This is a genomic window from Actinoplanes sp. NPDC051475 (assembly GCF_040689425.1).
Lineage (GTDB): Bacteria > Actinomycetota > Actinomycetes > Mycobacteriales > Micromonosporaceae > Actinoplanes.
In genome coordinates, this window is sequence record NZ_JBFAZZ010000007.1 from 244,597 (window position 1) to 263,698 (window position 19,102).

The 19,102-nt window shown below is 70.4% G+C and carries 13 protein-coding genes and 23 tRNA genes; 5 read left to right on the plus strand and 31 right to left on the minus strand.

What is annotated here, in order from left to right; translation table 11 throughout:
* The first annotated feature begins 287 nt into the window (after nt 1–287).
* Nucleotides 288–1,043: a transcriptional repressor LexA gene (gene lexA, locus AB0368_RS17035; RefSeq protein ID WP_366154923.1), complete on the plus strand. Its 756-nt coding sequence runs from the start codon at nt 288–290 to the stop codon at nt 1,041–1,043.
* Nucleotides 1,044–1,214: 171 nt separating this feature from the next.
* Here lexA and AB0368_RS17040 read toward each other — a convergent pair.
* From AB0368_RS17040 to hflX, 25 genes are all read right to left on the minus strand, one after another.
* Nucleotides 1,215–1,290 (minus strand) — tRNA-Cys (locus AB0368_RS17040).
* Between the two features lie 39 nt (nt 1,291–1,329).
* Nucleotides 1,330–1,403: transfer RNA gene (locus AB0368_RS17045), tRNA-Arg, on the minus strand.
* A gap of 8 nt (nt 1,404–1,411) precedes the next feature.
* Nucleotides 1,412–1,494: transfer RNA gene (locus AB0368_RS17050), tRNA-Tyr, on the minus strand.
* Nucleotides 1,495–1,499: 5 nt separating this feature from the next.
* Nucleotides 1,500–1,573, minus strand: a tRNA-His gene (locus tag AB0368_RS17055).
* 15 nt (nt 1,574–1,588) lie between these two features.
* Nucleotides 1,589–1,662: transfer RNA gene (locus AB0368_RS17060), tRNA-Val, on the minus strand.
* Between the two features lie 405 nt (nt 1,663–2,067).
* A tRNA-Glu gene (locus AB0368_RS17065) sits at nt 2,068–2,141 on the minus strand.
* Nucleotides 2,142–2,152: 11 nt separating this feature from the next.
* Nucleotides 2,153–2,225: transfer RNA gene (locus AB0368_RS17070), tRNA-Val, on the minus strand.
* Nucleotides 2,226–2,253: 28 nt separating this feature from the next.
* Nucleotides 2,254–2,341, minus strand: a tRNA-Ser gene (locus AB0368_RS17075).
* 72 nt (nt 2,342–2,413) lie between these two features.
* A tRNA-Pro gene (locus tag AB0368_RS17080) sits at nt 2,414–2,488 on the minus strand.
* Nucleotides 2,489–2,531: 43 nt separating this feature from the next.
* A tRNA-Arg gene (locus AB0368_RS17085) sits at nt 2,532–2,604 on the minus strand.
* A gap of 1 nt (nt 2,605) precedes the next feature.
* Nucleotides 2,606–2,682, minus strand: a tRNA-Ile gene (locus AB0368_RS17090).
* Nucleotides 2,683–2,688: 6 nt separating this feature from the next.
* Nucleotides 2,689–2,774 (minus strand) — tRNA-Ser (locus tag AB0368_RS17095).
* Nucleotides 2,775–2,779: 5 nt separating this feature from the next.
* A tRNA-Asp gene (locus AB0368_RS17100) sits at nt 2,780–2,851 on the minus strand.
* A 1-nt stretch (nt 2,852) separates the two neighbouring features.
* Nucleotides 2,853–2,929, minus strand: a tRNA-Ala gene (locus AB0368_RS17105).
* A gap of 14 nt (nt 2,930–2,943) precedes the next feature.
* Nucleotides 2,944–3,018, minus strand: a tRNA-Leu gene (locus tag AB0368_RS17110).
* A 37-nt stretch (nt 3,019–3,055) separates the two neighbouring features.
* Nucleotides 3,056–3,128 (minus strand) — tRNA-Thr (locus AB0368_RS17115).
* Nucleotides 3,129–3,179: 51 nt separating this feature from the next.
* Nucleotides 3,180–3,252: transfer RNA gene (locus AB0368_RS17120), tRNA-Leu, on the minus strand.
* Nucleotides 3,253–3,258: 6 nt separating this feature from the next.
* A tRNA-Gln gene (locus AB0368_RS17125) sits at nt 3,259–3,330 on the minus strand.
* Between the two features lie 175 nt (nt 3,331–3,505).
* Nucleotides 3,506–3,580: transfer RNA gene (locus AB0368_RS17130), tRNA-Gly, on the minus strand.
* Nucleotides 3,581–3,617: 37 nt separating this feature from the next.
* Nucleotides 3,618–3,694: transfer RNA gene (locus AB0368_RS17135), tRNA-Gly, on the minus strand.
* Between the two features lie 11 nt (nt 3,695–3,705).
* Nucleotides 3,706–3,779 (minus strand) — tRNA-Glu (locus AB0368_RS17140).
* Between the two features lie 134 nt (nt 3,780–3,913).
* Nucleotides 3,914–3,985: transfer RNA gene (locus AB0368_RS17145), tRNA-Ala, on the minus strand.
* A gap of 213 nt (nt 3,986–4,198) precedes the next feature.
* Nucleotides 4,199–4,272: transfer RNA gene (locus tag AB0368_RS17150), tRNA-Trp, on the minus strand.
* A 396-nt stretch (nt 4,273–4,668) separates the two neighbouring features.
* Entirely contained in the window at nt 4,669–6,564 is a 1,896-nt protein-coding gene (locus tag AB0368_RS17155) for a hypothetical protein (protein ID WP_366154817.1), read from the minus strand.
* A 141-nt stretch (nt 6,565–6,705) separates the two neighbouring features.
* Nucleotides 6,706–8,097 (minus strand): GTPase HflX, encoded by a 1,392-nt coding sequence (gene hflX, locus AB0368_RS17160; RefSeq protein ID WP_366154818.1) that lies wholly within the window; start codon nt 8,095–8,097, stop codon nt 6,706–6,708.
* A gap of 172 nt (nt 8,098–8,269) precedes the next feature.
* On the opposite strand from hflX, the gene AB0368_RS17165 reads away from it, so the two are divergent.
* On the plus strand, nt 8,270–9,730 hold the full coding sequence (locus tag AB0368_RS17165; protein ID WP_366154819.1) for an NAD-dependent malic enzyme: 1,461 nt from the start codon (nt 8,270–8,272) through the stop codon (nt 9,728–9,730).
* Here the strand turns inward: AB0368_RS17165 and AB0368_RS17170 are convergent.
* The 3 genes from AB0368_RS17170 to miaA are packed head-to-tail and all read right to left on the minus strand — an operon-like array spanning nt 9,691 to nt 12,280.
* The gene (locus AB0368_RS17170) at nt 9,691–10,503 is read right to left on the minus strand and encodes a glycerophosphodiester phosphodiesterase family protein (protein ID WP_366154820.1); all 813 of its coding nucleotides are present in this window, start codon (nt 10,501–10,503) and stop codon (nt 9,691–9,693) included. The genes AB0368_RS17165 and AB0368_RS17170 overlap by 40 nt on opposite strands.
* Nucleotides 10,503–11,348 (minus strand): diaminopimelate epimerase, encoded by an 846-nt coding sequence (gene dapF / locus AB0368_RS17175; protein WP_366154821.1) that lies wholly within the window; start codon nt 11,346–11,348, stop codon nt 10,503–10,505. The genes AB0368_RS17170 and dapF overlap by 1 nt, the downstream gene beginning before the upstream one ends.
* 8 nt (nt 11,349–11,356) lie before the next feature.
* A complete protein-coding gene (miaA, locus tag AB0368_RS17180) occupies nt 11,357–12,280 on the minus strand; it encodes a tRNA (adenosine(37)-N6)-dimethylallyltransferase MiaA (protein WP_366154822.1) in 924 nt (307 codons plus the stop codon).
* A 172-nt stretch (nt 12,281–12,452) separates the two neighbouring features.
* On the opposite strand from miaA, the gene AB0368_RS17185 reads away from it, so the two are divergent.
* A complete protein-coding gene (locus AB0368_RS17185; protein ID WP_366154823.1) occupies nt 12,453–13,661 on the plus strand; it encodes a DUF349 domain-containing protein in 1,209 nt (402 codons plus the stop codon).
* A 30-nt stretch (nt 13,662–13,691) separates the two neighbouring features.
* Here the strand turns inward: AB0368_RS17185 and AB0368_RS17190 are convergent, their stop codons facing one another.
* From AB0368_RS17190 to AB0368_RS17200, 3 genes are read right to left on the minus strand one after another with little or no spacing between them, the layout of a single operon-like run.
* The gene (locus AB0368_RS17190; RefSeq protein WP_366154824.1) at nt 13,692–15,128 is read right to left on the minus strand and encodes a GGDEF domain-containing protein; all 1,437 of its coding nucleotides are present in this window, start codon (nt 15,126–15,128) and stop codon (nt 13,692–13,694) included.
* A gap of 40 nt (nt 15,129–15,168) precedes the next feature.
* Nucleotides 15,169–16,659: a tRNA (N6-isopentenyl adenosine(37)-C2)-methylthiotransferase MiaB gene (gene miaB, locus AB0368_RS17195; RefSeq protein ID WP_366154825.1), complete on the minus strand. Its 1,491-nt coding sequence runs from the start codon at nt 16,657–16,659 to the stop codon at nt 15,169–15,171.
* Between the two features lie 38 nt (nt 16,660–16,697).
* A complete protein-coding gene (locus AB0368_RS17200; protein ID WP_366154826.1) occupies nt 16,698–17,183 on the minus strand; it encodes a hypothetical protein in 486 nt (161 codons plus the stop codon).
* Nucleotides 17,184–17,321: 138 nt separating this feature from the next.
* Here AB0368_RS17200 and AB0368_RS17205 point away from each other — a divergent pair, with 138 nt between their 5' ends.
* Nucleotides 17,322–18,068 (plus strand): amino acid ABC transporter ATP-binding protein, encoded by a 747-nt coding sequence (locus tag AB0368_RS17205; protein WP_366154827.1) that lies wholly within the window; start codon nt 17,322–17,324, stop codon nt 18,066–18,068.
* 52 nt (nt 18,069–18,120) lie between these two features.
* Nucleotides 18,121–18,972, plus strand: a complete 852-nt coding sequence (locus tag AB0368_RS17210) for a glutamate ABC transporter substrate-binding protein (RefSeq protein ID WP_366154828.1) — start codon at nt 18,121–18,123, stop codon at nt 18,970–18,972.
* Nucleotides 18,973–19,102: the final 130 nt, after the last annotated feature.

The following is a 19,102-nucleotide window of genomic DNA, read 5'->3' on the forward strand; positions in this document are numbered from 1 at the left end:
CGTCCCTCGTACGGGCGTTCGATCGAACGCCCGTACGACGGTGTATCAGAACAGGCGTACGGAAGTCGAGCACTTCCGGGCGACACGCCGAGAGAAAGTCGTACAGATGTTTGAATCTGTCGTACGGCGCCGATACGGTTCTGCATCAAGAGGGGTCAGCCGGGCCGACGTCCATCCCCACGGCGAATGCCCGGCTCCGCGAGCACCACGTGCCCTGAGGGCAGTGGCCGACAAGGAGGGCGGACGTGTCGACCGACGACCGGACGAGCCGGCAGCACCAGAAGGACATGAAGCCCGAGGCCACGAGCACCAGAGCTGCCATGCGACGCCGCACCCCGGCCCGGGCCCGCAGCGCCGACGCCCCGCAGCTGCGCTCCGTCACGCCGGTGGTCAGCCAGTTCCCGGACCTGGTCACCGCCGACCTGACCGCCCGTCAGCGGCGCATCCTGGAATTCATCAAGGACTGGGTCGAACGGTACGGATATCCGCCGAGCGTCCGTGAGATCGGCGAGGCGGTGGGCCTCGTGTCCCCGTCCAGCGTCGCCTACCAGCTGAAGGAGCTCGAGAAGAAGGGCTTCCTGCGCCGCGACCCCAACCGCCCGCGCGCGGTGGACGTGCGCTCGCCCAGCGACATGGTCGACGACGAGACGCTGCGGTCGGCCCGGCCCACCCCCGCGTACGTGCCGCTCGTCGGCCGGATCGCCGCCGGCGGGCCCATCCTCGCGGAGCAGGCGGTGGAGGAGTTCTTCCCGCTGCCGCGTGAGCTGGTCGGCGAGGGCGAGGTCTTCATGCTCGAGGTCAAGGGCGACTCGATGATCGACGCCGCCATCTGCAACGGCGACTGGGTGGTGGTCCGCCAGCAGCCCACGGCGAACCCCGGCGACATCGTGGCGGCCATGATCGACGGGGAGGCGACGGTCAAGAGCTACCGGCAGCGGGATGGGCACGTCTGGCTGATGCCGGCCAACCCGGCCTTCGACCCGATCCCGGGCGACGACGCGACGGTGATGGGACGGGTCGTGGCGGTGCTGCGCCGGATCTGAGCCCGTTCGGCGACCGCGAGCGAAGGAACTTCGGGCCGGTCGGCACCGGTGTGGCGGCCGGCCCACTCAAGTTCTACGGCTGGGCTTGGTGCGCTGCGGCTCGGAGTTTCTGCGATCAGGCTCGGGCTCGCGGCGCCCGCATCGGCAACTCACAGTGGATGACATAGTCCGAGGCCTCGCCCGGAGTCGAACCGGAAGGGTCTCCCGCTTTGCAGGCGGGGCGCTCCACCCGGAACGCCACGAGGCCACCCCCGGATCCGCGCGGTGCGCCCCGGACGGTGGTGCGTGCCCCCGGCCGGATTCGAACCAGCGACCCCCAGGTTCGGAACCTGGTGCTCTACTCCGCTGAGCTACGAGGGCAGTACGAGTGCGGGCGGAGGGATTCGAACCCCCTGAGCAGCAAGCACCTGGTTTACAGCCAGGCCCGACTCTCCAGCTTCGGCGCGCCCGCGCGAGGGTGACCGACCGGACTCGAACCGGTCGCCTCCAGGGTCACGACCTGGCGCTCTGACCTGATGAGCTACGGCCACCATGGGTGTCACACGTGCCTGCGGGAGGACTCGAACCTCCGACATCCGTCTTGTAAGGACGGCGCTCTTCCTGGTTGAGCTACGCAGGCAGGCCGCGGCTCAATACCCGCGGCGGAAAACGGTTCATGCGGCTGCTGGGACATGCGTCGTTGACGACGTCGCAGGGCCGTCAAGCGGGAGCCGCCGCGCTCCGCACGCGATACAGGCTGCGAGGCGGCTTGCCGTTCCGCTCGTCGCCTCCTGGACCGACATCGGCCACGGCCGAGCGACGCGGTGAAGGTGGGATCCGACGCCGGATGAAAGTGCCCTGGGTGGGATTCGAACCCACGTCCCCTGGTCGACGGTGAGGCAACGAGCTTCCCTGCCGGGGGCTGAGGTTCCCTGCCCCCGGGGTCTTCTACACCACGGGCCCGGTCCCGGTGCATCCGCAACTCTCCCGCCGTGCCGCCGCTGACGTTTTCGGCCGCTCTATCCGCTGAGCTACCAGGGCATCGCAGCGCGGACGGGACTCGAACCCGCACATTCCCGGGTGAAAGCCGGGCGACTCTACCTGTTCGTCCACCGCGCCGAGCTGGTGCGTGTTCCGGCCTGGACTCGAACCAGGGACTTCCGTCTTGTCGAGGCGGCGCTCTGCCAACTGAGCTACCGGAACGGGATCAGGGCCGCTGACGGCCTGGGAGCGGAGGAGGGCGGGGTCGAACCGCCACGGGCGAATGCCCCAACCGTTTTCGAGACGGCGGCCGGCGCCAACTTTCGGCTGGCTCCTCCAGGTCGGGCGGGTGTCGCCTTGAGGGGTGCGGTGCCGCACCGCACCCGTCCAAGGTCTCCCTCGCCGAGGAGTCGGGCTGGCCGGATTCGAACCGGCGTCCTCTCGGTCCCGAACCGAGCGCGCTGACCAAGCTGCGCCACAACCCGCGGGGAACGGCGCGCCGGGCTGGGCGCGCCGTGTCCCGATACGTACCCCGAGCAGGATTCGAACCTGCGGCCTTCCGGTTCGTAGCCGGACGCTCTTTCCCCTGAGCTACCGAGGCATGGTCTCGCCGGGTGGAGTCGAACCACCGCCCTCCTCGTTATCAGCGAGGCGCCCCTACCAACTGGGCCACGGCGAGACGGTGCGGAGGGTGCAGGGATCGAACCTGCGCAGGACAGCGCCCTGTCGACGGCGTAGCAAACCGTAGCCTTCCCACTCGGCCAACCCTCCCTGCGCGCCGACGACGGGACTCGAACCCGCGGCCTACCGCTCGACAGGCGGTTGCTCTCCCACTGAGCTACGTCGACGTGGTGGACCCGGTCGGATTCGAACCGACAACCCCCGCTGTGCAAAAGCGGTGCTCTACCAATTGGAGCTACGAGCCCAAGAACGTGCTGCGTACCCGGGACGCGATTCGAACGCGCACTGTGCTGGTTCTAAGCCAGCCGCCTCCTACCAGTTGGGCTACCCGGGCATGTGGTCGCGCCGCCGCTCGGGCGGGCGATCCGGTGAGCCAGCGGCCGGACTCGAACCGGCTACCTCCGCTTTACGAGAGCGGTGCACCACCTGTCGTGCTGCGCTGGCACTGATCGAACCGATGGCCGGTCTTGAAACCGGCGACAAGGCGGCTACTTGTGCCCTCGGCGCGAGTCGAACGCGCACTGCACGGCCCCTCAGACCGTCGCCTCTGCCATTGGGCTACGAGGGCGGGAAGCTGCGAGCGGAGGATTCGAACCTCCATCGTCCGGGTCAGAGCCGGGTGTGCTGCCGGTTGCACCAGCTCGCATCGCCGGCAGGCGGGGGTAGCGATCCCGCCGGCCGGGTGCAGCGCTCGGTGAGCTCGGCCCGGCTGGGGACCGCTGGAGGGTCCGCAGGCCATCCGGCCTCGGCCGGGGTCCGGTCACCATTGCGCTGGTTGCGGCCGCCGGAGGCGGCCACCGTGTTGAGTTCTCGTTCGATCGTGGAGTGGCTACGGGGAGTCGAACCCCGGTCTCCGCCATGGCAAGGCGGCGCACTGACCGTTGTGCTACAGCCACGTGTCACGCCTCGGCGGGCACGAGGGCGTGCAGGGTTTGGAGCGGCAGCGGGGTCTCGAACCCCGCACCCCCACGGTGGAAGCGTGGCGCTCTGGCCTGATGAGCTACTGCCGCATGGTGGTGCGTCGCCCGTCCGGGGGTCGAACCCGGTCTTCCGGATCGAGAGTCCAGTGGTCTACCTGCCTCAGCCTCACGGGCGTTGTTACCGGCCACCAGGCCGGTCGTGCCTTCCCCCCGAGTCGAACGGAGACCCCACGGGCTTCAGCCGTGTGCGCTGCCGCTTGCGCCAGGAAGGCTTGGTCAGGCCCGCCCGTCCCGGGTGGTGCCTGCCTGTGGACCTGGGCGGATTCGAACCGCCGACCCCCGGTCTGCCGAACCGGTGCGCTACCGCTGCGCCACAAGCCCATCTGCGTCCGGACCCCACGAGTCGAACGTGGTGTCTCCTGCTCGGAGAACAGGCGGGTTGCCGTCTCCCTCGGTCCGGTCGCCCCGGCGCGTGACATGGCAGTCACGCGCCGGGTCGGCACCGACGTACCCTCGATCGGGCCGTCGGATAAATACATGCCATCCACTGTTGAGTTGACAATGAGCAATTCCCCGAAACGTATTCAGGGCACGCACGGGCGGCAGGATTCGAACCTGCAACCTTCGGTTTTGGAGACCGGTGCTCTATACCGTTGAGCTACACCCGTAAGGCGATTTCCGGGAACGAAAAAGCCGCCCGGTCCTCGATGGCGAGGTGGGCGGCGTAGGCGCAGACGCTGCTGCTCTACCCGCTCCACCGCTCCAGGTCACGACTCTGCTCGCTACCTCGGAGGTGCAGCTGGGCCGTCACGACGGACGTGGCAAATCCATACGCCACCCATGACTGGGCGATCGTGCAATTCGGCTGCCACGACATGACGGTTCAACTCCCCTCGAGGCTCTGGTGCGGTGTCGGCATCCAGGATGACCCGGCCCCGCTGTTTTCGTCAACGCTTTTCCGGAGCTATTTCTCGGCTCCCTCGGCGTCGGTACAGATTCTGCTCATCGAGAGCGGCTCTGCGCCAGTCATTTAAATCCGGCGAAGAAGGCGCCGCCGATGCGCCCTATGCGCCGAAGAAGCCGGTGGGACCGGACGAGCCGGCCTGCCGGCCGCCGCCTCCCGGCGGAGGAGGCGGAGGCGGGGCTCCGTAGACGCCGCCGCCAGGCCGGGCACCGGGCTGACCGCCCTGAGCCGGGCGCCCCGGCGCCGCACCGCGGCCGGGTTGACCACCGGCCGGACGACCCTGCTGACCACCGCTCGGACCCCCCGGCTGACCGCCGGCAGGACGAGCAGGCTGCCCACCACCGGGCTGCGGCTGACCGGCACCCGGACGACCCTGCGGGCCACCCGCCGGACGACCCTGGCCACCAGCCGGGCGCGCAGGCTGCCCACCCGCCGGACGAGCGGGCTGACCGCCACCAGGACGACCCTGCTGGCCGCCGCCGGGCTGCACCTGACCGGCCCCCGGACGACCCTGCGGACCACCGGCGGGACGACCCCCCTGCCCACCCCCGGGACGACCCGGCTGGGCGACACCCGGACGACCCGGCTGCGCGACACCCGGACGGCCTTGCGGAGCGCCTCCCGGGCGTACCGGCACCGGCGGGGCGGCGCCGGGGCGGCCTCCCGGAGCGGCTGCTCCCGGTCGGCCCGCAGCGCCTCCGTAGACGCCGCTGCCCTTCGCGGGCGGCTTGGCGCCGCCGTACACGCCGGGTGCCGAGCCTGCGCCGTAGACGCCGGAGCGTTGGGCCGGGCCGCCCACGGACAGGAGCTCCGTTTCGGCGTCGCCCGGTTTGGGGCCGCCGGTCGGGTCGGTGCTCTTCGCGGCCGGTTCCGGTAGGGGCTTCTTGCGGGCCCGGATGATGCCCAAGATGCCGGCGCCGACGAGGAGGGCGCCGAGGATGCCGATGCCGCCCACCAGGTAGGTGAGATCGGAGAGGCTCAGGTCGGAGAGCCAGCTGGGGCCGCCGCTGGAGGCCGCGCTCTTCTTGGCCGCGTCCGTGTTCGCCTCGACCACCTGGGTGGCCGGGGTGTAGCGGAGGATGTTGTTGACCGATTCCTCGTCGTCGATGTCGCCGAAGTCCGAGACCGTCGCGAACGTCTTGCCGTCCGCGCTGTAGGTGATCGCTTCGCCGAACGGCTCGCCCGGCAGGCCCGTGCCGCGCGGCTTGTTCTTCAGCGCGGCGAGGATGTTGCCGTTGGTCACGTCCCACTCGAAGGCGTCGAGGTACGTCCGGATGACGATCTTGTCGCCGCCGGGGGCGATCGCGGCGCCGGTGACCACGCCCTGGGCCAGGCGGGCGAACGCGGTGCCCTGTGTGTCCGTACGCGGAAGCTCGAGCTGCCCGACCTTCTTGAGCGGTACGCCCTCACTGTTGTTCGTCTTGAGCGCCGCCGCCGGGGTGTAGAGCATCGCCGGCCCGGTGACCTCCTTGGTGACGATGATCGGCTTGCCGTCACCGTCGAGCAGGAGGGCCTCGGCGTCGTGGTAGTCGCCGGCGGGGTACGTCAGGCGGTGGATCTTGGGTTCCTTGGAGCCGTCCACCGGCATGGTCCAGACGCTGACGGTTTCGCGGTGTTCCGGTGGCCTCTTGCGGACGCCGTTGTCGCCGGTGTCGGCGATCCAGAGGGTCTTCCCGTCCGGCGACAGGACCATGTCCTCGGTGTCGCGGGGGCCGTTGCCGCTGAAGGGGACCCGCTTGATGATGTCGCAGCCGTCGTCGAGGAAGAAGACCTTCTGGCGCTGCGCGTCGGAACCGTCGTTGATCACGACGTAGCCGTCGTCGGTCGCCACGATGCCCGAGAGCTCGTTCAGGAGCGGATCGGTGACCTTGCACACCTTCTTGCCGGCCGCGGCCTTCCCCGAGGTGGCCGCGGGGGCCGGCTCGGCGGAGGCGGGCACGGCACCCATCATCACCAGCCCGGAGGCAAGCATGACCGGGAACACGAGACGCCGCATCCGATCAGTGTCGCATGCGGCGTCCCGTACTGGCGTTACGCGCGGATCAAGGCAGGTCAGACGGGGCGCGCCGGGGTACGTAACGGGCAGATCGCCCAGGTGTCCCACGTCACAAAGCCCGTTTTCCACAAGGGAGCGACCTCAGGCTTTGAATGCCTCCAGCTCCGCGGCGAGCTGTTCGTCGACCCGTACGCGAAGCTCGGTGCCCTCGTCCGTGTGCCGGGTGTCGAGAACCTGTCCCCGCCGGTGGATCCGCGCCACCAAGTCGCCCCGGTCGTACGGGAGCAGCACCCGCAGGTCCACCGCCGGCCGCGGCAGCCGCTGCGCGATGGCCGCATGCAGGTCGGCGATGCCCTGCCCCGAGCGGGCCGAGACGAACACCGCGTCGGGCCAGGTCCGCTTGAGCCGCAGCATCGTCTCCTCGCCCGCGGCGTCGATCTTGTTGACGACCAGCAGCTCCGGGATGCGGTCGGCGCGGACCTCGCTCAGGACCTCGCGGACCGCCGACACCTGTCCCTCCGGGTCCGGGTGGGCGCCGTCGACCACGTGCACGACGAGGTCCGCATACGAGACCTCCTCCAGCGTCGAGCGGAACGCCTCGACGATCTGGTGCGGCAGGTGGCGGACGAAGCCGACCGTGTCGGAGAGGGTGAAGACGCGCCCGTCCTCGGCGGCCGTACGGCGGGTGGTCGGGTCCAAGGTCGCGAAGAGCGCGTCCTCGACCAGCACGCCCGCCGACGTCAACTGGTTGAGCACGCTGGACTTGCCCGCGTTGGTGTAACCGGCGATGGCCACGGCCGGCACGCCGCTGCTGGCGCGGCGCGAACGCTTCGTCTGCCGTACCGTGCGCATGGCCTTGATCTCACGCCGCAGCTTCGCGATGCGGTGGTTGATCCGGCGCCGGTCGGTCTCCAGCTTCGTCTCACCGGGACCACGTGTGCCCACGCCGCCGCCGGAGCCGCCGGCTCCACCACCCTGCCGGGACAGCGAATCACCCCAGCCGCGCAGCCGCGGCAGCAGGTATTGCAGCTGGGCCAGCTCGACCTGCGCCTTACCTTCCTTGCTCTTCGCGTGCTGGGCGAAGATGTCCAGGATCAGCGCCGTCCGATCGACGACCTTGACCTTGGCCTTCTGCTCGAGGTTGCGCAGCTGCGACGGGGAGAGCTCGCCGTCGCAGATGACGGTGTCGGCGCCGGTGGCGACGACCACGTCGCGCAGCTCCTCCACCTTGCCGCGGCCGATGAAGGTGGCCGAGTCGGGGCGGGAGCGGCGCTGGATGAGGCCCTCGAGCACCTGGGAGCCGGCCGTCTCGGCCAGCGCGGCGAGCTCGCTGAGCGAGTTCTCCGCGTCCGAGACGCTGCCCTCGGTCCAGACGCCGACCAGGACTACTCGTTCGAGCCGCAGCTGCCTGTACTCGACCTCGGTGATGTCCGTGAGCTCCGTGGAGAGCCCGGCTACCCGCCGTAGCGAGTGCCGCTCCTCCAGTTCCAGCTCACCCGTGGTGACGTCGGGTTCGAAAAGCTCAGTTCGCAAAAGGTGACCTCCTCAGCCCGATCGTGGCACGCCAGGGTTGCCGGCGCATCCACATAACGCGGCTGAACGTTGTCGCAGAGTGTCTGACTCATCAGTAACCACCGCGATGGCCGCCGTCATTCCCGAAGCGCAAGAATGCGAAGACTCACCCGCCAACGACGGAGGGACTCCCGTGGTGACCACCCGCCTGCCCAGCGCAGGATTCTCGATCACGATCCGGATCGCCGTGACCGCCGACGCCTCGTCCATCGGCCGGCTCACCACCTGTGTGGGTGAGGCGGGCGCGATCGTGACCGCGCTCGACGTGGTGGACTCCGACCCCAGCCGGGTCCTCGTCGACCTCACCTGCGACACCGCCGACTCCACCCATGCCGACCAGGTGGTGAAGAACCTGGAGGAACAGGACGGCGTCGACGTCCGCAAGGTCTCCGACCGTACGTTCCTGCTGCACCTGGGCGGCAAGATCGAGGTGTCGTCGAAAGTCGCGCTACGCAACCGGGACGAGCTTTCCCGGGCGTACACGCCGGGCGTGGCGCGCGTCTGTATGGCGATCGCGGAGAACCCGGCGGACGCGCGCCGGCTGACCATCAAGCGCAACACGGTCGCCGTCGTCAGCGACGGCTCGGCCGTGCTCGGGCTGGGCAACATCGGCCCGGCTGCCGCGATGCCCGTCATGGAGGGCAAGGCGGCGCTCTTCAAGCGCTTCGGCGGGGTCGACGCGTGGCCGGTGGTGCTGGACACCCAGGACACCGACGAGATCGTCAACATCGTGAAGGCGATCGCTCCCGCCTACGGCGGCATCAACCTGGAGGACATCGCCGCGCCGCGCTGCTTCGAGATCGAGATGCGGCTCCGCGAGCTGCTGGACATCCCGGTGTTCCACGACGACCAGCACGGGACCGCGATCTGCGTGCTGGCCGCGCTCACGAACGCGCTGCGGGTGGTGGGCAAGAACCTCGCGGACGTCAAGGTGGTCGTCTCGGGCGCGGGTGCCGCGGGTACGGCGATCATGAAACTGCTCCTGCGCCAGGGGGTGGGCGACATCGTCGCGTACGACCGCAGGGGCGCCCTGCACCGCGGCATGGACGACATGACCCCGACGTGGCAGTGGCTCGTCGAGCACACCAACCGCGACAACTACTCGGGTGACCTGCCCGGGGCGATCGTCGGCGCGGACGTCTTCATCGGGGTCAGCGCGCCCAACCTGCTCACCGGCGCCGACATCGCGAAGATGGCCGACAAGTCGATCGTGTTCGCGCTGGCCAACCCGGATCCGGAGGTGGACCCGCGGGAGGCGCGGCAGCACGCCGCCGTCGTGGCGACCGGCCGCTCAGACCAGCCCAACCAGATCAACAACGTGCTGGCCTTCCCCGGGGTGTTCCGCGGCATGCTCGACGTGAGCGCCGAGGAGTTCACCGAGGAGATGGCGCTGGCCGCGGCGATGGCGATCGCCAACGTCGTCGGCGATGACAAGATCAACCCGACCGTGATCGTCCCCAGCGTCTTCGACGCCCGGGTGACCCCGGCGGTGGCCGCCGCCATCCGGGCGACGGTCAAGGGCACGCCGGCGCCGCACAACCCGGCCGCGACGCCTCAGGCCGAGCTGGACAAGGCCCCCGGAGAGACGTTCTGAGCCCAGCCGGTCAGCTCCCCGGTGTGGTCGGTGATCAAGCCGGCCACACCGGCCTCGACCAGGTCCGCCCAGAGCGTCACGTCGTTGGCGGTCCACGGCATGACCGCCACCCCCGCGCCCGCCAGCGCGGCGACCGTCTCGGGCGAGCCGAGCACCGCGTTCATGGACGGGTTGCAGTAGCTGACGCCCAGCTCCTGCGCGACCTCCACCTGCGAGGTGTCGAAGGCATCCCGCAGCAGGCCCCGGCGCACGTCGGGGGCGACCTCACCGGCGAGGCGGACGACGGCCGGGTCGAAGCTCTGCACCACGGTACGGCCGAGCAGCCCCGCGTCCGCGACCTGCCCGAGGATGACCTTCACCTGTTCGAGGGTGGCCGGCGGCTTGATCTCCAGCAGCAGCTCGACGCGCGGGGCGACCGCCGGCGTCACGCCCGCATCGCCCGCCGAGTCAGCGAGGACCGCGTGCGGGCGCAACAACTCGAGCACCTCGGCGAGCCGCGGTACGCCGATCCCCGCGTAGGCGGGCGAGAACCACGACCCCGCGTCGAGCCGGGCGATCTCGTCCAGGGTCAGCTCCCAGACCTTGCCGGCGCCGTCGGTGGTGCGGTCGACCGTACGGTCGTGGATCACCACCGGCACGCCGTCGGCGGTCGTACGGACGTCGAACTCCATGAACGTGGCCCCGGCCAGGACGCCGGCGGCGAAGGCGGGCAGCGTGTTCTCCGGCGCGACCGCCGAGTAGCCGCGGTGCGCCACGCGGTGCAACGACCCCATCAGACGAGGGCCGCCACGTCGACCTCACCGGTGGCCACGAGCACGGCCGGGCCCGCCAGCCACCACCGCCCCTGGTCGTCGGCGGTGACGGTGAGCCGTCCGCCCGGCACGTCCACCGCGACCACGCCGGTCTCGCGGCCCGCGTCGCGCAGCGCCACCGCGGCCACCGCGAGGACGCCGGAGCCGCAGGACAGGGTCTCGGCGGAACCACGCTCGTAGACGCGCATGTGGACGTGCAGATCGGCACCGTCGACGGGTGCGCCCGGGGTGGTGAACTCGACGTTGACGCCCTCCGGGAACAGCGCCGGGTCATGGCCCGGTGCCACGTGCAGGTCCAGCGAGGCCAGGTCGACCCCGTCGTGCAGCGCGCTCACCAGGTGCGGGTTCCCGCAGTCCACGGCCAGCCCGGGCACGGTCAGCTGGCCCACGGTCGCGGTGCCGGCCGCGTACACCCGGGGGGAGCGCATGTGGACCGAGATCTGGAGCTCACCGACCACCGCTCGCACGACGCCGGCCCGGGTGGCGACCGGCAGGCCCTCGGGGCCGGCCGTCGCGAGGCCCTGGCTGATCAGATAGCGGGTGAAGACGCGGACACCGTTGCCGCACATCTCGGCGGACGAGCCGTCGGCGTTCCAGTAGTCCATGAACCACTCGGCCTCGGCCGCATGTCCCGCGCTGTCCGGATGCTTGGCGCTGCGCACGACGCGCAGCACGCCGTCCGCGCCGATGCCGCGGTGGCGGTCGCAGAGCGCCGCGACGAGCGACGGCGTCAGGTCGAGCGCCCCGTCGGGGTCGGGCAGGATGACGAAGTCGTTGCCGGTGCCGTGGCCTTTGGTGAACAACACGCGCTCCATCATGGCGCAGCCGCGCGGCACGCTGCCAACGCGTCCTCCGTCAGGGTCGCGGAGGCGCCGTCGAGCCAGGTCACCCGGTCGTCGCGGCGGAACCACGAACGCTGGCGGCGGACGAAGCGGCGGGTTCCGCGTACGGTGTCCTCCTTCGCCTCCTCCTCGCCCAGCACGCTGTCGATCTGGGCGAGCGCCTGCTGGTAGCCCAGGGCGCGGCTCGCCGTCCGGCCCGCTCGCAAACCGGCGCGGTCCAGCTCGCGCACCTCGTCGATCAGGCCGGTCGCCCACATCAGGTCGACCCGCTCGGCGATCCGCCGGTCCAGCTCCTCGGTCTCGCGGTCGACGCCGATCTGTACGGAGTCGTAGAAGGGCTTCGGCTCGGGCAGGGCCGCGGTGAAGGGCGCCCCGGTCATCTCGATGACCTCCAGCGCCCGGACGATGCGCCGCCCGTTGGACGCGAGGATCCGAGCTGCGGCGTCCGGGTCTGCCTCGCGCAGCCGGGCATGCAGCGGCGCCGGGCCGCCCTCGGCCAGCTCCGCCTCCAGCCGTTCCCGAATGGCGGGATCCGTGCCGGGAAATTCGAACTCCTCGAGAACGGCCCGCACATACAACCCCGAACCCCCGACCAAGATGGGTACGCGGCCCCGCGCGGCGATGTCCTCGACGGCCGCCCGGGCCGCCTCCTGGTACTCCGCGACGCTCGCCGGGAACGTGACGTCCCACAGGTCGAGGACGTGGTGCGGAACGCCTTCCCGCTCGTCGGGCGGGAGTTTGGCCGTGCCGACGTCCATACCGCGATAGAGCTGCATCGAGTCCGCGTTGACCACCTCGCCGCCGAGGGCGTGAGCGAGCGCGAGGCTGAGCGCGGTCTTCCCGGCGGCGGTGGGCCCGACGACGGCGACCACTCCGGGGGGCGGGAGCAATGGCACGGAGTCACCGTAACGGGCTGGTCACGGTCATCCTCGGGCGCTTCCCCGGAACCGGGTTGGACCTGTGACAATGCGCGGGAAAGAATGCCGGTGGAATGATGGCATTCGACTGCGCTATGGCGGCCGTCGGCGGGCAGCGAGGCCCGCGACGCCGGGAGAACGAGGATGGCTCATGAACGACTGGACGACCTTCGGGCGCGTGGATGCCGACGGCACCGTGTACGTGAAGACGGCCGAGGGCGACCGGGTGGTCGGCTCATGGCAGGCGGGCACTCCTGAGGAGGGCCTGGCCCACTTCGCCCGGCGCTTCGCGGACCTGGTCACCGAGGTCGACCTCGTCGAGGCCCGCCTCAAGTCCGGCGCCGCCGACGCGTCGCACTCCCTGGCCAGCATCAAGCGGCTCCGGACCACCCTCGACGAGGCGCACGTCGTCGGCGACATCGACGGGCTCGCGGCCCGGCTGGACCGGCTGACCGCGATCGCCGACGAGAAGGCCGGCGAGGCCAAGGCCGCCCGCGAGGTGGCCCGCACCGAGGCGCTCGCCCGCAAGACCGCCCTGGTCGAGGAGGCGGAGGCGATCGCCGCCGAGGCCACCGGCTGGAAGAGCGCGGGCGACCGGCTCAAGGAGATCCTCGACGAGTGGAAGACCATCCGCGGCGTCGACAAGAAGACCGACGGCGAGCTGTGGAAGCGCTTCGCCACCGCCCGGGACGGCTTCACCCGCCGCCGCGGCGCCCACTTCGCCACCCTCGACGGCCAGCGCAAGCAGGCGCAGACCGCCAAGGAGGAGCTGGTCAAGGAGGCGGAGACGCTCGCCGAGTCCAGCGAGTGGGGACCGACCGCCGCCCGGCTCAAGGAGCTGATGAGCGAGTGGAAGGCGGCGCCGCGCGCCGCCAAGGAGGCCGAGCAGCGCCTCTGGGAACGCTTCCGCGCCGCCCAGGACGCCTTCTTCACCCGCCGCAGCGAGGTCTTCTCGGCCCGCGACGCGGAGTACAAGGGCAACCTCGAGAAGAAGCAGGCCATCCTCGCCGACATCGAGGCGGTGGACGTCGAGGCGGACCCGCGCGGCGCCCAGAACAAGCTCCGCGACGCCCAGGCCGCCTGGCACGACGCCGGCCGGGTGCCGCGCGAGTCGTCCGCCTCCCTCGACCGCCGCTGGCGGGCCGCCGAGGAGCGCATCCGGATCGCGATGGACTCGGCGTGGCGCAAGACCACCCCGCAGGACAACCCCCTGCTGCGGCAGATGCGCGAGCAGGTCGCGGAGGCCGAGCAGCGGCTGGCCCGGGCCCAGGCCGCCGGCGACAGCCGCCGGATCAAGGAGGCCGAGCAGGCGCTCGCCTCCAAGAAGCAGTTCCTGGCCCTGGCCGAGCAGGCCAGCTGAGCGAATGAGCCCCGGGCACGCGCCCGGGGCTCACGCCATGGCGAGGCTCAGGACACCCAGGGACTTGGACCGCTTCGCCTCGTACATCGCGAGGTCGGCGCGGTTGATCAAGTCGTCGGTGGTGGCGGCCGGGCCCGCGAAGGCCGCGCCCGCGCTGACACCGATGCGGACCTGCTCGCCGCCGGCAGTGAACGGCTCCCCGACCATCGCGCTCACCCGGTCGCAGACGAGCTCCACCGCGCGGCGGGGATCACGGTCACGGCACACGATGACGAACTCGTCGCCGCCGAAGCGGCTGACCAGGTCGGTCTCGCGGACGCAGCCGCGCAGCCGGTCAGCGACGGCGATCAGCAGCTCGTCCCCGGCGGCGTGACCCAGGCGGTCGTTGACCGGCTTGAACCCGTCGAGGTCGCAGAAGATCACCGCGAGCCCGGACCGGTGGCCCGCCCCGGCGTCCAGGTCGCCGGTCAGCCGCTGCAGGCACGCGGCCCGGTTCGGCAAGCCGGTCAGCGGATCCGCGGTCGCCAGGCGCAGCAGCTCCCGCTCGGCGCGCCGGCGCTGGGTGGCCAGCCGGGCGACGCGCAGCATGACGAGCGGGATCAGCATGGCCGAACCGACCGCGATCAGGACACCGTCGGCGGGAAGGCCGAGGATCACCCGGCCGCCGCCGACGACCGGGATCAGCGCCAGCATCAAGCCGAGGAACATCAGCCGGCCGGTCGTCAGGTCGTCATCGGGAGCCGGGCCCGGCTGGGTGAGCATCGGGGCGGACGGGTGCAGAACGGCGCAGCCGATGCCCACGTACGCCAGCAGGAACGGCACGTTCGCCCAATCCGGGAACACGTGCGTGACCGGGTCGGTGGCGGCGGCGAGGACCACGTTGCCGACCATGCAGGCGGCCAGGCCGGCCGCGAACAGCCAGACGGCGACGAGGCGCTCAGGTGACACCAGGGCGACCCGCAGCAGGGCGCCGACAATGCCCATCATGACGAAGACGTCGACGAACAGGATCGCCTGATTCGCCTCGGACACGTGAGCGACCTGCTGGAACGGCAGGAACACGACCTCCCACAACACCCCGCCGAGCGCCAGAGCCGTGATCGCCGCATCGATCATCCCGCCGACGTCGCCGTGGCCGCGGCGCACGACGATCGCCACCGCGGCGGCCAGCAGGATCACGTACCCGAGGGCGTAGAGAACGGCGGACGCCGGGTCGTCGCCGCTGACGCCGCCGGCGAGCCAGGTGGACCGGACGTAGGCGACATTGCCCGCGTTCAGCACACCGAGGGCGGTCAGGAGCAGCCACCACGGCCGCCGCGCCCGGCGCGCGCTCCGTCGCATCCCCTGGGCGACCGCCAGGACGGCCGCGAGGGTCACCAGCAGGAACGTCAGCAGGCGCAGCTGGGGAAACGCCAGGTACCCCCCGATGAGCGCCAGCGACACGACGGCATACCCACGGGACGACACGACTGACCCATCGGTCAGGCAAATGCCGAGTTGAGGGCTCCTACAACGCGCAGCCGCCGGTGGTGGCCGGCAGCGGGGCCGGGACGCCGATGGTCGGCAGGCCCAGGGACACACCCGGCATCTTCGGCATGCGGCCGGCCTCGTACGCGTCGCCCGCCCGGGTGCGGCGGTGGCTGAGCGGCTCGCCGTCGGCGTTGAGGTGGTGCGGGGCTGCGTACGTGATCACGGTCTCGACGACGTCACCGGGCCGCGGGCTGCTGACTCCCGTGGCGAAGTGCACCAGGCGGCCGTCGCGGGCGCGGCCGCTCATCCGGCCCGTACGCTCGTCCTTGCGTCCCTCGCCGACCGCGACCAGGACCTCGACCTTCTCCCCGACCAGGCGCTTGTTCTCGGCCCAGGTGATGTCCTCGAGGAGGGCGATGAGCCGCTCGTAGCGTTCCTGCACGACCTGCTTCGGCAGCTGCTTGGCCATCGTCGCGGCGGGCGTGCCCGGGCGCTTCGAATACTGGAACGTGAAGGCGCTGGAGAAGCGGGCCTGCCGGACCACGTCGAGGGTGTGCGCGAAGTCGTCCTCGGTCTCGCCGGGGAAGCCGACGATGATGTCGGTGGTGATCGCGGCGTCCGGCATCGCGGCCCGGACCTTCTCGATGATGCCGAGGTACTTCTCCGAGCGGTAGCTGCGGCGCATCGCCCTGAGCACCTGGTCGGAGCCGGACTGCAGGGGCATGTGCAGCGAGTGGCAGACGTTCGGGGTCTCGGCCATCGCCGCGATCACGTCGTCGGTGAAGTCCTTGGGGTGCGGGCTGGTGAAGCGGACCCGCTCCAGCCCGTCGATCTCGCCGCAGGCGCGCAGCAGCTTGCCGAACGCGAGGCGGTCGCCGAACTCGGCGCCGTACGAGTTGACGTTCTGCCCGAGCAGCGTGACCTCGAGGACGCCCTCACGGGCCAGCGCCTCGACCTCGGCCAGGATCTCGCCCGGGCGGCGGTCCTTCTCCTTGCCGCGCAGCGACGGCACGATGCAGAAGGTGCAGGTGTTGTTGCATCCGACAGAGATCGACACCCAGCCCGCGTACGTCGACTCGCGCTTGGTGGGCAGGGTCGAGGGGAACACCTCGAGCGCCTCGAGGATCTCGACCTCGGCCTCCTGGTTGTGCCGGGCGCGCTCGAGCAGCGCCGGCAGGGAGCCGATGTTGTGCGTACCGAAGACGACGTCGACCCAGGGCGCGCGCTTGACGATGTCGCCGCGGTCCTTCTGGGCCAGGCAGCCGCCGACGGCGATCTGCATGCCGGGGTTCTTGATTTTGGTGGGGCGCAGATGACCGAGGTTGCCGTAGAGCCGGTTGTCCGCATTCTCCCGGACCGCGCACGTGTTGAAGACCACGACGTCGGCCACGTCCGCGTCCACGGCGCGGACATAGCCCGCGTCCTCCATCAGGCCGGAGATGCGCTCGCTGTCGTGCACGTTCATCTGGCAGCCGTACGTACGCACGTCATAGGTGCGGGGTACGGCGCTCTGCGGGGTCTCAGTCATGGCAATTGACCAGGGTAGTCCCCCGCAGGCCGGAAGCCCTAAGCGGCCGCGGGTCGCTCCGGGGCGGCCGACGGCTTCCACCGGGAACGCGAACAGCCGGGGCCGGCCGCGCACGCCGGGTCGGAGCCGGTGCACGGGCGTACGTGGCGTCTCTCCGTACCGTCGTCGGTCTCGGTCTCGTCCACGTGCACGGCCCGCAGCGTCCCGTCGGGCTCGGCCAAAACGTATCTCGTGGGGTTGAGTGTGTCGTCGGCGAGCAGGAGGTCAGCGCCGAGCCGGACCGCGACGGCGCTGGCCATCGTCGCCTCGCAGAGATCGTCGGGCGTGAGGTAGCAGTCGATCAGCGTCGGGAAGTCGCCGCCGACGTGCCAGACGTCGCACAGCACTGCATTCCCGGATGGAGCGTCCAGGGTGGTCACTGGTCGTTGCAGGGCACCGGAGACGGCCTCGCGGACCACCTGCGCCTCGACGGCGCCCGCGGCGCACCAGTTCCAGAGACCGTCTGTCGGATCGGCGTCAGCCATACCGCTCATCGTGGACATCCCTTCCCCTGTACACCTGCGGTGTTACTGCTCCGTGACCATTCTCGGCGCGAACCGATACACCCGCCCCCTAGAGTGACCCCATCCGAGTGAACCCAACGACGGGACGGTGGTCAGACGGTGACGACGAGTGAGCCTCTCATCGTCCTCGAGCACGTCGACAAGTACTTCGGCCCGTTGCACGTCCTGCAGGATGTCAGCCTCTCCGTAGCCCGCGGCGAGGTGGTCGTCGTGATCGGACCGTCCGGTTCGGGCAAGTCGACGCTGTGCCGGGCGATCAACCGGCTGGAACCGATCAACTCCGGCACCATCACCTTCGACGGCCGCCCGCTGCCCGCCGAGGGCAAGGCCCTCGCGCGCCTGCGCAGCGAGGTCGGGATGGTGTTCCAGTCGTTCAACCTCTTCGCGCACAAGACCATCCTGCAGAACGTCATGCTCGGCCCGGTCAAGGTCCGCGGCGAGAAGGCAGCGGTCGTGCACGAGCGGGCCATGAAGCTCCTGGACCGGGTCGGCATCGCCAACCAGGCGGACAAGTACCCGGCCCAGCTCTCCGGCGGCCAGCAGCAGCGCGTCGCGATCGCGCGCGCCCTGGCCATGCAGCCCAAGGCCCTGCTCTTCGACGAGCCGACCAGTGCGCTCGACCCCGAGATGGTGGGCGAGGTGCTCGACGTCATGACGTCGCTGGCCAAGGAGGGCATGACCATGGTCGTGGTCACCCACGAGATGGGCTTCGCCCGGCACGCGGCGGACCGGGTCGTGTTCATGGCCGACGGTCAGCTCGTCGAGGAATCCACGCCGGCCGACTTCTTCGAGAACCCCAAGAGCGAACGCGCCCGGGACTTCCTGTCGAAGATCCTGACGCACTGATCCGTCCATTCCGGACACCTTGTATATGCATCTCAGTAGGAGGAGTGTGACGATGCGCATCATCCGATTGACGGCAGCGGCCGGAGCGATCGCCCTGGCCATGGCCGCGGCTGCATGCGGCGGCGACGACGGCGGATCGGGTTCGGCCAGCGGCATCGTCGGCAAGACGAGCAGCGCCAAGAAGCTCGTCGTCGGCGTCAAGGCCGACCAGCCGGGCCTCGGCCTCCAGACCGGCAGCGCCTACACCGGCTTCGACATCGAGATCGCGAAGATCATCGCCAAGGGGCTCGGGGTGCCCGACGGCGGCATCGAGTACAAGACCACGGTGTCCGCCAACCGCGAGCCGTACCTCCAGCAGGGCCAGGTCGACATCGTCGTGGCGACGTACACGATCAACGACGAGCGCAAGAAGGTCGTCAACTTCGCCGGTCCGTACTACGTCGCCGGCCAGGACCTGCTGGTCCCGACCGCGTCGACGATCACCGGGCCGGAGTCGCTGGCCGGCAAGAAGGTCTGTTCGGTGTCCGGCTCCACGCCGGCCAAGCGGATCCAGACCGATTACAAGGACGCCAAGCTCCAGCAGTTCGACTCCTACTCGAAGTGTGTGCAGGCACTGTCGGACGGCTCCGTGGACGCGGTCACCACCGACGACATCATCCTCGCCGGTTACGCCGCGCAGGAGCAGTACGCCGGCAAGTTCAAGGTGGTCGGCAAGAAGTTCAGTGACGAGCCGTACGGCATCGGCCTGAAGAAGGCGGACACCGAGGGTTGCAACAAGATCAATGACATCCTGAAGACGGCGGCGACCGACGGCTCGTACAAGGCCGCTTGGGACAGCACGCTCGGCAAGAGCGGCACGCCGGCACCTCAGCTGGACGTTGCGAAGCTGACCAACTGCAGCTGAACCACCGCAGTGCGGGCGGGGCCGGTGTCGAGCCGGCCCCGCCCCGCTGTCACCGGCCACCTGCGGTCTTCCGAAAACACCTTTCCTGACCGGCGTCGCCCTGCGGCGCCCCAGAGCACCTCCAGCGTCG